Origin of the sequence: Pseudopedobacter sp. (genome assembly GCF_040392825.1) — a bacterium.
In the GTDB taxonomy this organism is placed as follows: Bacteria; Bacteroidota; Bacteroidia; order Sphingobacteriales; family Sphingobacteriaceae; genus Pseudopedobacter.
This window is the reverse complement of sequence record NZ_JBEBVH010000094.1, coordinates 1-13,584: the sequence shown is the minus strand read 5'-3', so window position 1 is coordinate 13,584 and position 13,584 is coordinate 1. Positions and strand designations below refer to the sequence as shown.

At 35.4% G+C, this 13,584-nt stretch carries 9 protein-coding genes; 1 reads left to right on the top strand and 8 read right to left on the bottom strand.

Going from position 1 to position 13,584, the window contains the following annotated elements:
- Window positions 1-78: 78 nt before the first annotated feature.
- Window positions 79-2,547 (bottom strand): phosphoenolpyruvate synthase, encoded by a 2,469-nt coding sequence (ppsA, locus tag ABWO41_RS08560; protein ID WP_353136451.1) that lies wholly within the window; start codon window positions 2,545-2,547, stop codon window positions 79-81.
- 127 nt (window positions 2,548-2,674) lie between these two features.
- Between ppsA and ABWO41_RS08555 the strand changes: the two genes are divergently transcribed.
- Window positions 2,675-3,532, top strand: a complete 858-nt coding sequence (locus ABWO41_RS08555) for an AraC family transcriptional regulator (RefSeq protein WP_353136448.1) — start codon at window positions 2,675-2,677, stop codon at window positions 3,530-3,532.
- Window positions 3,533-3,642: 110 nt separating this feature from the next.
- On the opposite strand, the gene ABWO41_RS08550 is transcribed toward ABWO41_RS08555, so the two are convergent.
- The 7 genes from ABWO41_RS08550 to ABWO41_RS08520 form a co-directional block, all read right to left on the bottom strand.
- The gene (locus ABWO41_RS08550) at window positions 3,643-6,090 is read right to left on the bottom strand and encodes a TonB-dependent receptor (protein ID WP_353136445.1); all 2,448 of its coding nucleotides are present in this window, start codon (window positions 6,088-6,090) and stop codon (window positions 3,643-3,645) included.
- A gap of 109 nt (window positions 6,091-6,199) precedes the next feature.
- Complete coding sequence (locus tag ABWO41_RS08545) at window positions 6,200-7,579, bottom strand: putative oxidoreductase C-terminal domain-containing protein (protein WP_353136442.1); 1,380 nt, start codon at window positions 7,577-7,579, stop codon at window positions 6,200-6,202.
- A 99-nt stretch (window positions 7,580-7,678) separates the two neighbouring features.
- Window positions 7,679-8,545, bottom strand: coding sequence for an alpha/beta hydrolase (locus ABWO41_RS08540; protein ID WP_353136439.1), 867 nt, complete (start codon window positions 8,543-8,545; stop codon window positions 7,679-7,681).
- A gap of 156 nt (window positions 8,546-8,701) precedes the next feature.
- Window positions 8,702-10,018, bottom strand: coding sequence for a sugar MFS transporter (locus ABWO41_RS08535; protein ID WP_353136436.1), 1,317 nt, complete (start codon window positions 10,016-10,018; stop codon window positions 8,702-8,704).
- Window positions 10,019-10,035: 17 nt separating this feature from the next.
- A complete protein-coding gene (locus tag ABWO41_RS08530; RefSeq protein ID WP_353136433.1) occupies window positions 10,036-11,391 on the bottom strand; it encodes a Gfo/Idh/MocA family protein in 1,356 nt (451 codons plus the stop codon).
- Between the two features lie 7 nt (window positions 11,392-11,398).
- Entirely contained in the window at window positions 11,399-12,406 is a 1,008-nt protein-coding gene (locus tag ABWO41_RS08525; RefSeq protein ID WP_353136430.1) for a Gfo/Idh/MocA family protein, read from the bottom strand.
- 119 nt (window positions 12,407-12,525) lie between these two features.
- On the bottom strand, window positions 12,526-13,584 hold a 1,059-nt coding region (locus ABWO41_RS08520; protein WP_353136427.1), incomplete at its 5' end, for a Gfo/Idh/MocA family protein.

Genomic DNA, 13,584 nt, shown 5'->3' with positions numbered 1-13,584 from the left:
TCTGTCTCACAAAAATTAGCATAAAAAAACCTTTGGAAATAACTCCCAAAGGCCCGCATAAAAATTAATTGATTAGAATTACCGAAGTCTGAACGCTGACATATTTTGTACTACCGTAAAAGGCTTTTTCTTGTATTTCTTTTCGATTTTCTCTATTGCTGTTACGGTTTTGGCAAATGAGTCTGGAGTAACAGAGATACTATCTATACCTTCTTTAACCAAAAACTGCGCGAAGTCGGGAAAATCGGAAGGTGCCTGACCGCATATTCCTATTTTTACATCTTTGTCTTCGGTAGCATCCAAAAGCATTCTGATCATTTTTTTTATAGCATAATTTCTCTCATCGTATAAATGTGCAACCTGAGAGGAATCTCTATCCAGCCCCAAAACCAATTGTGTTAAATCATTAGAACCGATAGAGAATCCGTCTACATACTCGGCAAATTCTTCTGCCATAATAAAATTAGAAGGTAACTCTGCCATTAGATAAACCTGAAGATTATTTTCCTTTCTCTTCAATCCATTTTTGAGCATTACTGCATATACTTTTTTTAGCTCCTCTACAGTGCGGCAGAACGGAATCATCACAATTACATTATCTAAACCCAATTTATCCCTAACATTTTTTATTGCTTTACATTCCAAACCAAATGCTTCTTTATAAACTTCAGAATAATATCGTGATGCGCCCCTCCATCCTATCATTGGATTTTCTTCTTTCGGTTCGAAATATTTTCCTCCGGCCAGATTCGCATATTCATTGCTTTTAAAATCGGAAAACCTTACTATCACTTTCTTAGGATACGAAGAAGCTGCAATTTTCGCTATTCCATAAGAAAGTTTATCTACGAAATAAGATTCGGGACTTTTATAATTTACAATAAGCGATTCGATCTCCTGCTTCAACTGTTCATCCTGTAATGAATTTTTGTTCAATAACGCTAAGGGATGAATCTTAATATAGTTATTGATAATAAATTCTAATCTTGCCAGACCGATACCTTGATGAGGCAGAGTAGCGTATTGGAAAGCAACATCCGGAGAAGCAATATTAAGCATTACTGGTGTAATAGTTTTAGATAGACTATCTAAATCTATTTCCGATTTTTCTACCTGTAGAATACCTTTATAAATCACTCCTATATCGCCTTCTGCACACGAAACGGTAACTTCATCGTTTTCTTTAAGAATATCTCTCGCCTGATTACAACCAACTACCGCAGGTACCCCCAGCTCTCTGGCTACAATTGCTGCATGACAAGTCCTTCCGCCTTTTTCTGTAATAATTGCAGATGCTTGTTTCATTAAAGGTTCCCAATCAGGATCTGTCATTTCGGCCAACAATACATCTCCCCGATTAAAATTTAATTTACTAATATCATCATGAATAGAGTTAACAACGACAACTCTTCCTGTTCCAACTTTATCTCCAACAGCAATTCCGTTTAATACAGGCTCTTTCTTCTCACTTTTCGCTATTGTATAAGAAACAACCTTATTCGTCTGCTTCCTGGAATGAATAGTTTCCGGTCTTGCTTGTACAATAAAAAGCTCGCCGCTTTCCCCATCCAATGCCCATTCTACATCCATTGGACACCAATATTTTCTTACATTTGAGTAATATTTCTCTATTTCTACTACCCATTTGGCTAACTGAATAACTTTTTTTTCTGATAAACAATTCGATTTAGCTTCTTTAGATGTTGTTTTTACGACTTTCACTTTTTTTCCCGGAGTCTTGCTATAAACCATTTTTTGGTCTTTATTACCAATTTTCTTTTCAATTATGGCATTAAAACCTTTCTCCAGAGTGGTTTTAAATACTAAAAATTCATCTGGTGAGACCGCTCCCTGCACAAGCATCTCTCCCAGCCCGAGAGTTCCGTTTATGACAACTACATCTTTAAAACCACTTTCTGTATCTAATGAAAAAGCAACACCCGAAGCTCCTATATCAGATCTAACCATTTTCTGAATGCAAACAGATAGTTTAATTTGCTCTTTGTCAAAACCAAAACTTTTTCTGTAACTTATAGCTCTTTCTGTATATAAAGAAGCAAAACAAGATCTTATTGCTTTCAAAATATCATCAACACCGGAAACATTTAAAAAGGTATCTTGCTGACCTGCAAAAGAAGCATTGGGCAAATCTTCCGCCGTAGCAGATGAACGTACAGCAACATCGGCATTATCCACACCGTAATTTCTGGATAAAGCCTCATATTGCTCCTGAATTTGCTTTTTTAAAACATAAGGAAAGCTTCCTCCTTCAATTTTATTTCTAATGGCAATACTGGTTTTCTTTAAAACACCTAAATCATCCGAATCGACATCTTCTAAAGTATTGGCAATAAATTTATCTAAACCATTATACTCCAAAAAATTAATGTAACCATTAACAGTAACAATAAAACCATCTGGAATTCTAATTCCTAATGAACTTAGGTTCTTCATCATCTCTCCGAGCGATGCATTTTTCCCGCCAGCAATTGCAATATCGTTGATATCGACTTCATCCAATTTCAATAAGTATTGTTGCTCTCTCATCTAAGTCTTATAAGTTGATTACTAAGGTCTAATTAAATCTTTTGCTTAAAAACAACAATAGTAACATATTATAATACTATCTTAACCTATTTTAACGTATAATTGCAATAATTATGTTATTTTAATAATGAAAGCATTTTTAGAGAAGATACCTCTTCCGGTAGACCAATCCTTTAGTATCAAAACAGATATTTCTAAAAAATTTTATAACCAATGGCATTATCATCCGGAAATTGAACTTGTATATATTGTTGATGGAAACGGAACGGCTTTAATTGGCGACGGGATTATAAATATTAAAAAGAATGATCTTATTCTCATTGGATCCAACGTTCCGCATATGCTCAGAAGTGACGAAGAGACCTCCTTTGAAAATATGCAAATTACAGAGACTACTACCATTCACTTTACACGTGACATTCTTGAATCGTTTCTCCAATTACCGGAAAATAAAGAAATAATTCACTTGCTGGAAAAATCAAATTTAGGCCTGAATATTTCAGGGAGTACTAAAGAGAGCGTAATTGCTATATTGAAGTCCATTAGTTTTAAGAAAAAAACTCAACGTTTGATCAGCTTATTGGAAATTTTAAATATTCTTGCTGAGAATGGAGAATATCAATCTATATCTGGACATACCTTAAAACTTTTTTTAAATAAACAGGATGAAAACCGACTCAACCGGATTTACCATTATACTCTTAATAACTTCCATAGAGAAATAACTTTAAAAGAAATAGCAGATGTTATACACCTTGCTCCTAACGCCTTTTGCCGTTATTTTAAGTCTAGAACAAAAAAGCGTTATTCGCAATTTTTACTGGAAGTGCGAGTAAGTCATGCATGCAAATTATTAAAAGAGACTGATCTTAATATTGGTGTTATTTCTTTTGAAAGCGGTTTCATGAATCTTTCAAACTTTAACAGACATTTTAAGCTGATAACAGGAAAGACACCATTGAAGTATAAAAGGCAAAGTTATTAGTTAGATTTGAAACTAAAGAAGCGAAAGTTTAAAGTTAGGCATAGTGTAGACTAAAACAACATGCGTACGCCAATGAACTATTTCAACTAACGACTAATAAACTTAGTAAACTATTTAGTAGCAGGACTAACCTCATTGGTCAATACTTTTTTAACATCTTCTTTAGCTTTCTGCTTTTTATTATTCATGAATCTATAGCCTACGGTAAAGGTATAATTTTTAGTTTTTGAAAGAACGTTTCTTTCCTGATAATACCTTCCACCAGTATTGGTTAATACATCTGAAGACTCAAAGAAATTTCGATCTGCGAATGGGTCGGAAACTGCAAACCTGGCGCTTAACTTATTGCGGAAGAATGTTTTTCTGAATCCAAAGTTAGTGGTAAGAGAAGCTGAATTCTTACCCTGTGCTAATGCATTTGTATAGTAATTTAATTGGCCTTCTAAAGTTACCGAGTAAGGTAGCTGACCAAAAACAGTCATATTTCCGCGCTGGCTGTAACCACTTGATGGCTTTTGTAAAGCCGACTTGGACTGATAAGATCGTCTGCTTACAGTATAGCCACCGGTTAGCGTAATCATTTTTCCAAGCCTGTAATTACCAAATAAGCTTAATGTTAATGCCTGGTTACTTCCCAGATTTTCGTAAGTTACACTATCAGTAGAAATTCTGAACCTTTCTATAATTTTATCTGTAGTAGTATAATTTAAACGTGGGGTGAACGACCATTTGGTACCGGCAGTTCCAAAACTTAACTGAAACTGATGAGTATAAGATGGTTTTAAACCCGGATTTCCAAAGCTAACATTAGACTGGTTAGTATCATCTATTAAGGGATTCAGAGCATATTCTCGTGGCCTGGCTATCCGCATACTATAACTCAATCCAAAATTGTATTTTTTCTTATAAGATTTATTAATAGAAATATTAGGGAAAAGATTATGATAAGGTCTGGGGTCTACTGACGACACCGCTGTTTGAGTAAAATTTATATCTGTAATTTCAGATCTTACACCAGTTCTAAATGTCCATCTGGATTTTGTTCTTACTCTATAGCTACCGTAAAAAGCGTAAACATTTTCCCGATAACCAAATTCATTTGTCAATCTGGATAATGTATCTATATTATTCGCAAAATCAAATCCTGTAACATATTGATCATTTATATTATTCCCTAACGTCAGCTGAGATCCCAGAGAAAGTGTAGCAAATTTTGTTAAATTTCTTGTATAGTCAACATTTAATTCGAAACGGTTTGTATTGATGTCATTAGATCTATACTGACTGTTCTCATTAGATTTTGTGCCATTGCTTCTGAAATATTCTCTGGTAAGGTCGCGATCTCTGAAAGACCCGTTATTAAAAAATGTTAGCCCTGCAGACAAGCTCTGACCTTTTTTTCTTTTAAATCTAAGTGTATAATCTGCATTGAATGTTAAAGAATTCGCAGAGCTATTAGTTAAAATTCCCTGGTCAATAAATTGGGTTTGAACCTGCGATGCATTAAGACGATAGTCATCTAACGAAGAGTTACCTAAACCATCGCTGGTATTTAAGTTTATCGAACTTCTTAAGTTTTGCAAAGGTGTTATATCCCAATTTATTGATGCCCTGGCATTATGACTATTATTTTCATTCCTCGCATAACTATTCTGGTTCATATACGAGGAAACATTAGAGGCAGCATTGTAATTGGTTCTGTTCAAATCCGAACCACTTATAGAAGGATTATGCCTAAAGCTATAACTACCATTAACCGTAATTTTCTTATTGCTGAAAGCAGCATAGCCGGTCCCATTATAATTACCCAGCGTTCCCATTGTATAAGATAATCCGCTACTTAAACCTAAACTGTATCCTTTCTTCAATACGATATTTATAATACCATCTCCGTCAGCAGAGTATCTGGCTTCGGGATTAGTGATAACTTCTATTTTCTGTATAGCCTCAGACGGTAATACAGTTAACAGATCTATTAAAGTTTCGGACGTATAATCAGATGGCTTCCCGTCTATAAATACACGGGTATTTACTTTTCCGGCAATAGTTGGCTTTCCATCCGGGTCTACAGTTACCATTGGAACAGTACGGAGTAAATCAGTAGCGGTACTTCCTTCTGCATAGACACTTTGGTCTACATTGAAAGTAATAGTATCTGCACCAAATTCCACCACAGGTTTTGATGCTTTTACAACAACTTCTTCTAATACTGTAGCCGTGTTGGGGGTTAATTTAATATCAACTTTAGCATCTGAATTATCCGCATTTATAACAATTTCTTCGATCGTCTTGGCCTGATAACCCATGAAAGAAGCTTTGATTTTATATGTACCGTACGGTAAATCATTAAAACTAAATTTCCCTTCTATATCTGTCATGAAATTTTTGACAGCATTTTCACTTTCTATTTTGTAAATGCTAACACCAGCAAAATCTATAACTTCACCAGTAGCTTCATCCTTTACTGAACCACTTACGTTTCCTACTTCTTTGTTGGTCTGAGCAAATACGGTAAGACCAAACAATAAAAAGAAAATTAGAAAAACGTATTTTTTCATGATTTAAATTTCAAAAACTTAATTGGTTCAATTAATAAAACTAGCTGTTTGCCCTGGCAATTATATGAATAATATTAACAAATTACTTCTAAAAACTATCATAATGATATTAGTTCTCTGTAGTCTTTGCTAACTCTAATGCTGAAGTTGTAGTGTAATATTTAGCAATCATATTAGGCACTTCCCATTCTGGCAATTTTCCATCCTTTAAATAAGATAAGAATTTTTTTGTAACTTCTGCGAAATGTGCTTCGTGACCTAATTTATAGCTTTCAGGTATAATTACTTCATAGCCATTTGAAGTTTCTTTCAATTCAACACCAGGGTATTTCTTCGCTAATTTCACAAATCCATCAAATAAAGATTTTTTATAATCCATGTTGTCTTTCTGCTTTGGTTCTATATATAAAACAGGCTTGAAACCTTGTTCTTTTCCCTGTTTAATCTTCAAGCTAGCTTTTGTGCCTCTAATTTCTGAAAAATGTGTATCTCCGGTACCTTCAGGAGCCTGGTAGTTCCAGATTACCGAAACCTTAGCTGAAACTCCTTTAATAGTATAATTCATTTCACCATTAGAATAGACACTCAGAATACTGTCTTTAACATCTTTCTTTAAAAACTCAGGATAAGAATCTTTATTGGTAGACTTTTTAAATTGAGAAGGTGTTATCAATGTCGCCCAACGTTTTGCTTCATTCATTTTAATGTCTTTCTGATAAGACAATACTTGTTCTGGAAAACATGTCCATTGTATAAGGTCTACCAAATGTGTGGTTACATCTACTAAACCATTACCTAATTGGTCTACATCATAGTACCAAGCAGGTCTGATTAACGGTGCTCCCGAAACATTTTTAAAAAAGTGGTGAACACTTTCTTTTATAATAGCGGGGTTATCTTTTGAGCCTTTTTCGAGTTCTCCAAAAACATCGCTCATCATAAATAATTCTTTTTGTAACGTATTGGTTATCTCATACCTTTCGGTCATGATATCATACAATAAAACGTTCTTCTTCTTAGCATCTTCAAAGGCACTTTTTAACAAATCGAATCCTTTAGCATCAATTGCCATTGGTTTATCAGCTAAAACATTAAAACCAGCCTGAACAGATTGTGCTATATAATTGGTTTTCTCTTTATTGTTTCCAGCTAATACAACAAGATTTCCTTTTTTTTCTGATAGCATCTTTTGCAGAAAATCTGCTCCTTTATATACATTTTCTTTCCAGCTTGTGGGTTCCTCTTCACTTGTATTATATTTTTCAATAAGCCTTAAATGCGCATCTAATTCATCTCCTTCCGGTGCATATACATAAACTTCCGGACTAACTCCTTCATACATGGATTTTTGTACCAAAGCTGCATGAAAATGTCCTGGATTTAATGTTATTAACCTTACTTCTTCCTTTTTTTGATTCGGATTTGAACAGCCAAACATAGCAAATACCATTATTGTTAAACCATTTATTATCAAATTGTTCTTTTTCATCTTAAGTTTATGTTGGTTCTTAAAACAAGAGAAATTGTGTACGTTAACGAATATAAATGTTATTTCATTTAAAATCAAATATATTCAAATGTCCACGTTTTATTTTTTATAAGTCTTTTCCAGAAAATTCAGAATTTCTTCTACTTTATTATTGGTAATATAAGTGTAGGCTGCATGTCCTATCCCTTCCATAATTATCAATTTTGAAGATTTATTACCTTTCTTTTCTAAAAACTGATGCAAAGAGTTTGCATAGTCTACAGAAATCAACGCATCTTTATCTCCATGAAATGTCAGAACCGGTATTTTAGGATTAATAATTTGATCATTATTTTCCAAACCACCCCATAAGTTAACCACAGCTGCTATCTCGGGACCTTCCGACTTCTTACATAAACCAGTATAAAGTGCTGTCATTGCACCTGCAGATCCTCCTGAGATGGTCACTTTTTTCAAGTTGAAATTGTATTTCGAAGCATTATCTTTAATCCATTTTAACGCTAAATTTGCATCTGCCCCTGCAATTTCTATGGCATGATGTAGACTTGGATGAAATTTCCCTGATGCCGGTAGTCCTTTAGCCATATTTGCACTGCAACTTGCTCCTTTTACCTTATTCAATTTCAAATAAAGCAGATAGTTTATAGAAACAACGGCAATGCCTTTCGAAGCTAATTTATTGCAAAACACAGCAGTTTGACTTTTATCTCCTCCCGAGAAACCTCCTCCATGGATAAACATATAGACGGGTAATTTTTCCGATTTAGATAACTTAGCTGGTAAGTATAAATCTAACAATCTGTCTGAAGAAACATCGTTACGGCTAGAATCTGTTTTCTCTGCATAACGAATATCTTTTAAAATATTTACCGTTTGATCTTGTTCCGAATTTGCCGATTGTCCGGATGCTACCTTTATGCTAAGCAGGAATAGCAGGGAATAAAAGTATTTTTTTGTTTTTAGCATAATTATAAGTTTTATTTGAATGGGAATAGAAGTAACGAAATAAATTACTTATCACTCACTTTTAATACTGTTTAAAATGAAGACGTAATAGAAAATGAGATGCGAACATCTCATTTTCAAACAAACAGAAATCCCCCAAACCTATTTAAAAAATTGTTACGGAGTCCATCTCCTTATTTTAAATCCATATATAGCATAATACGCTAAATATAAATAACAAGGGAACAATACCCAATAAGCTTCTCTCAGCCCATATTGGTCTGCAAAATGTCCATATACCAAAGGCATAATTGCATTACCACACAGTCCCATGATCATGATGGAAGAACCTAGTTTGGTAAAACGTCCCAAACCGTCCAGTGCCACTGGCCATATTCCTGCCCATACCAACGAATTTGCCAGGCCCAGCATCACTACAAACCAAATAGAAACATCTGCTGTATGACCGAAAAGGGTAATATTCCCACTCGCTAGAACTATCAGCAGACTCAATGATGCACCTAATATGGTACAAAACCTTAAAGCATTTACCTGGCTAATAAAACGCGGTATAGTAATGATACCTATCAAATATCCAGTTATTGTAAGTGCTAATGTGTAAGATGGAAATACTTTAGCTTCTATCAGATTGATCCCCATCGATCCCGCATAACCAATAACTGTATCTATTGCCAGTATCTGGGTTCCTACGTGTATAAAAATGGCTACTGCACCCAATATCAAATGTGGAAACTGAAAAATACTGGTTTTGCCTGAATTAGCTTCTGCCAGTTCTTCACTTTCATTTTCGGTGTCTATTTCCGGAAGAGGAGAATATTTAATAAACAGCCCCAAACCGATAAGCACCATTGATACGACAGCATAAGGCAGCATTACCCGTCTTATAAGTTCGTCCAGAGCCGTTGCTCTTTCTGCTTCACCCATCAATGGAATCTGTTTAAACAGTTCAGCATCGCTTGCCTTTAGAACAGCTGCTGCGAATAGCAACGGTGCAAGGATACCTGCAAATTTATTACAAATCCCCATGATACTGATCCGCTGTGCCGCACTTTCTTGTGGGCCCAATACAGTAATATATGGATTAGAAGCTGTCTGTAAAATTGCCAGACCGGAACCTAAAGTAAATAATCCCAACAGGAATATTTCATAAGTTCTAAACCAAGCTGCCGGAACAAACAATGCTGCACCTACAGACATCACAAAGAATGCTGTCATCATTCCTTTCTTAAAGCCTACTGCTTTCAAAAGATATGAAGATGGTACCGACATCACCAAATAGGAGATGTAAAAAGCAAATGCCACAAGATAAGACTGAAAATTAGTCAGTTCACAGGCTATCTTGAAGAAAGGTATCAGAATGGCATTTATCCACGATACAAATCCTATAATGAAAAACACCAGCCCTATCAGCAATATGGAAATGGTGGTGTCCCTTTTGGTTAGCTGATCTGATGTTATTTTTTTGTCGCTCATTTTTTATCGGCTATATATTAAACTGTAGGTTCCCAACCTTTTTGATATTCTCTACTCCATAATTTCTTAGCAGCGGCACTGTTCAGGATTCTACCATTTTTAGGATCAATATCTAATGTATCCCCTACTCTCTGAGCGATGTTCCCTAATTGAACAAGTAAAGTACTTTTATGTCCACTAACAATATCTGCATTCAATTTTCCACCTTTTTTTATTGCATCAAAGAAGTTTTGGATATGAATAGCGTCTAAAGCCTGTGAAGGGTTAGTTAAACTTCTGGCATCTACTGTTGTTTCGTTTTTAACCTGTTTTATCAGCTTTCCCTTAAGATCATAAATCTTATAACCATTATCACCTTCTATTTGTAACGACCCGTTTTCGGCATAAAATATGACACCTACACTAGCCCCTTCAATTGGCCTTCCATTACAACTTCTTCCTTCCCAGGTAATGGCACATTTATCTGCGAAGTCCATATTAATAACCTGAGTATCTGGTGTTTCCCAATCGTCTTTATAATGAAATCTTCCACCATTAGAACTAACTTTTGTAGGATAGTCTACCTGAAGCCCCCAACGAGCTATATCTACCATGTGGGTTCCATTATTAAGAGCTTCCCCTGTTCCCCAATGCCAGAACCAATGCCAATTATAATGAACTAAATTATCTTTGAAATCTCTTCTTGGAGCAGGTCCTTGCCATAAATCAAAATTTAACCAGGAAGGCACTTCTACTTTCTTTCCTATTCCGATTGATTTTCTGCTATTTGTATACCATGTTTTTGCAAAATATGGACGTCCGATTACTCCTGAATGCAGTTCTTTAATACCCGCCACTACATTTGGCCAAGACCTGCGCTGATTTCCCATTTGTATAATGTTTTTATACTTATCAACCGCTTTAATCAGTAATTCGCCTTCATTAGGATTATGTCCACATGGTTTTTCCAGATAAACATGCTTACCTGCTTTTGATGCTAAAATTGCGGCCGGTGCATGCCAGTGGTCAGGAGTGGCTACTACCAACGCATCCAGGTTTTTATCTTCCAGTGCCTTTCTAAAATCGCCTTCAGCTTTTGGTTTTCTTCCCTGAATTTCAGAAACTTTTGAAATACATTTATCCGCAGCTCTCGAATCTACATCACACACATATATAATTTCACAATTACTTTGTCCGGCAAAATTTGTTGCTAAAGCTAGCCCTCTCGCGTTAACTCCCATAGAAGCTACACGAACTTTGTCGTTGGCACCTAATATATTCGCATAACTTTTTGCGCTGAAACCCGGTAAAATACCTCCTACACCTATTGCTGCTGCACCGGTTACTGCATTTTTTATAAATTTCCTTCTTGTATTTTCATTAAAATTGCTCATAATTATCTTATTTGTTTACAATTGAACTGATTAAAACTGGTTTTCCTCCATTCTTCTTACTTTCGTCTGCAGCTTCCATAAACGCACAGATTTCCAAAGTCTCCTGTGGATCAAAAGGAGCCACTCCTGTTTCGAAGAATTTTATAATTTCTGAAAGCAGCGGATTATACCCTAAGAATTTACCGAACTTAGTTACCGATTTTTCACCAACAACAGTTCCACCAAAATCTTTTTTACCATCTCTTATTCCTCTGAATGTGCCTATTCTACCATCTCCCCATTCACCAACAGCTACATCACTACCTGCTGTAGAAATACGTGTTACGCTTTTACATCCTGTACCCATTACTGCAAACAACATCTCTATACCATGTATTCCGTACCAGAAAAAATCCGGATGAGTAGACTCTAGCGAGGCAGGACTATAAGTATCTGCTCCAATCACCTTTCCTATGCTTCCTTCCTTAATTTCTTTCATTCCTTCTATATATCTTAAAGAAGAAGACGAAAAAACAGGTGTATTATATTTTTTTGATGCTTCAAAGATTTTTTTTGCATCTGCATATGAGGCTGCTATTGGTTTATCTATAAAAACTCTCTTTTTAGCTTTAAAAACCGGTAGGGCTTGTTCTAAGTGAACTCGTCCATCATTAGTTTCTAAAAGTACAACATCTACCTTCTTTAAAAGATCCTCTATAGAATTAACAATTTCCACTCCATGCTTTTTCACCTCTTCGGTAAAGCCTGGAATTCTATCCACACTTGTTTTTATATCTTTACTCCCCTGCGGATAAGCGGCTACCACTCGATATCCCAGATATTCACTCTTACCAGAGTTTAATTCTTTGGTGAACGCCACAGAATGCGACGTATCAAGACCAATGATACCTACACGCTTTCCTTTAGTTTGATTTGCATAAAGATTACTGGAAATCAAATTTGGTACGGCAGCGGCAGCACTTGCAATTGTTGCTGTTCTTAAAAATTTACGCCTGTTCAATTTGTCTATACTCATAGCGATTGCTTTTGGTTTTTACTAAATGGTTATTCTGATTAATCAGAATTATATGAATGATGATGGATACTATTCGAATACCTGATCAGACACTTAAGTGTCCATTTCCCGGCAGTCTATTAAATATCATACTTATTTGCATCCCAATGTTGCATTAAACCCGTTTCTACCGCATTATTTCCCATATGAACTGCAATAGCGGTATCTTTACCGGTTTCTACATTAGAAATCGGCTTTTTATTATTCTTGATACAATCAGCAAAAGCCATCACGGAATAAGCTGTAGGGTCTAAATTTAAACCGTCCACACTTTTATAGGTAATTTCCTTGCCCTCTCCTGGTTTCAGGCTTTCCACTGTAGCTCCTGTTACGCCATCTACTACTCCCAAAGTTTTAGTTGTTGGCTCGGGATAAATAAATGCTCTTTCTCTTCTAATATCTATGGTTGCCTTAGATCCCATTATCCTCATAGCATAGCTATTGTATTGATTAGACAGAACAGAGGTCACACTAGACTTCACACGATTGTCGTACTCATATATTGTACGAACATTGTCGTAAGTTTCTCTCCCATCTTCCCAATAGTTTATATCCCCTAAACCGATTACCTTTTTAGGATGACCATTAAGCATCCAGTTTACAATGTCAATCTGATGGGCACACAATTCAGCAAGAACTCCTCCTGAATATTCTTTGTACATTCTCCAATTAACTACTCTATCATCTTCTCCTGGTTTCAAAGGTCTTCTCCAATCCGAGTTTCTGTTATATTGGCTCTCGAAATGTGTAATCTTACCTAACCATCCCTGATCGATAATTTCCTTTATTTTATAATACATTTGGAAATAGCGGTACTGATGCCCTACTTGTAAAACCAGGTTTGTAGAACTGACTCTCTTCACCAAATCTATAGCTTCTGGAATGCTATAGGTCATAGTTTTCTCTACATAAATATGTTTTTTTGCATCTAATGCATCTATACACATTTTATAGTGCAAGTACAAAGGAGTAGCGATAATAACCCCATCGATTTTCTTATCATTCAAAAGATCGTGGTAATTTTCGTAAAATTTTGCTTCTTTCGTCGCGTATTTTTTAATCGATTGAAGTGCGTTTTTAGAAACGTCACAAAATGCTACGATGTCTATATTTTCTAATTTACTAACTATAGAGCTTAT

Coding starts and splice junctions, on each gene's coding strand:
- ABWO41_RS08540 (WP_353136439.1), bottom strand. CDS start 8,545: ATGCTAAAAACAAAAAAATACTTTTATTCCCTGCTATTCCTGCTTAGC.
- ABWO41_RS08550 (WP_353136445.1), bottom strand. CDS start 6,090: ATGAAAAAATACGTTTTTCTAATTTTCTTTTTATTGTTTGGTCTTACC.
- ABWO41_RS08535 (WP_353136436.1), bottom strand. CDS start 10,018: ATGAGCGACAAAAAAATAACATCAGATCAGCTAACCAAAAGGGACACC.
- ppsA (WP_353136451.1), bottom strand. CDS start 2,547: ATGAGAGAGCAACAATACTTATTGAAATTGGATGAAGTCGATATCAAC.
- ABWO41_RS08525 (WP_353136430.1), bottom strand. CDS start 12,406: ATGAGTATAGACAAATTGAACAGGCGTAAATTTTTAAGAACAGCAACA.
- ABWO41_RS08555 (WP_353136448.1), top strand. CDS start 2,675: ATGAAAGCATTTTTAGAGAAGATACCTCTTCCGGTAGACCAATCCTTT.
- ABWO41_RS08545 (WP_353136442.1), bottom strand. CDS start 7,579: ATGAAAAAGAACAATTTGATAATAAATGGTTTAACAATAATGGTATTT.
- ABWO41_RS08530 (WP_353136433.1), bottom strand. CDS start 11,391: ATGAGCAATTTTAATGAAAATACAAGAAGGAAATTTATAAAAAATGCA.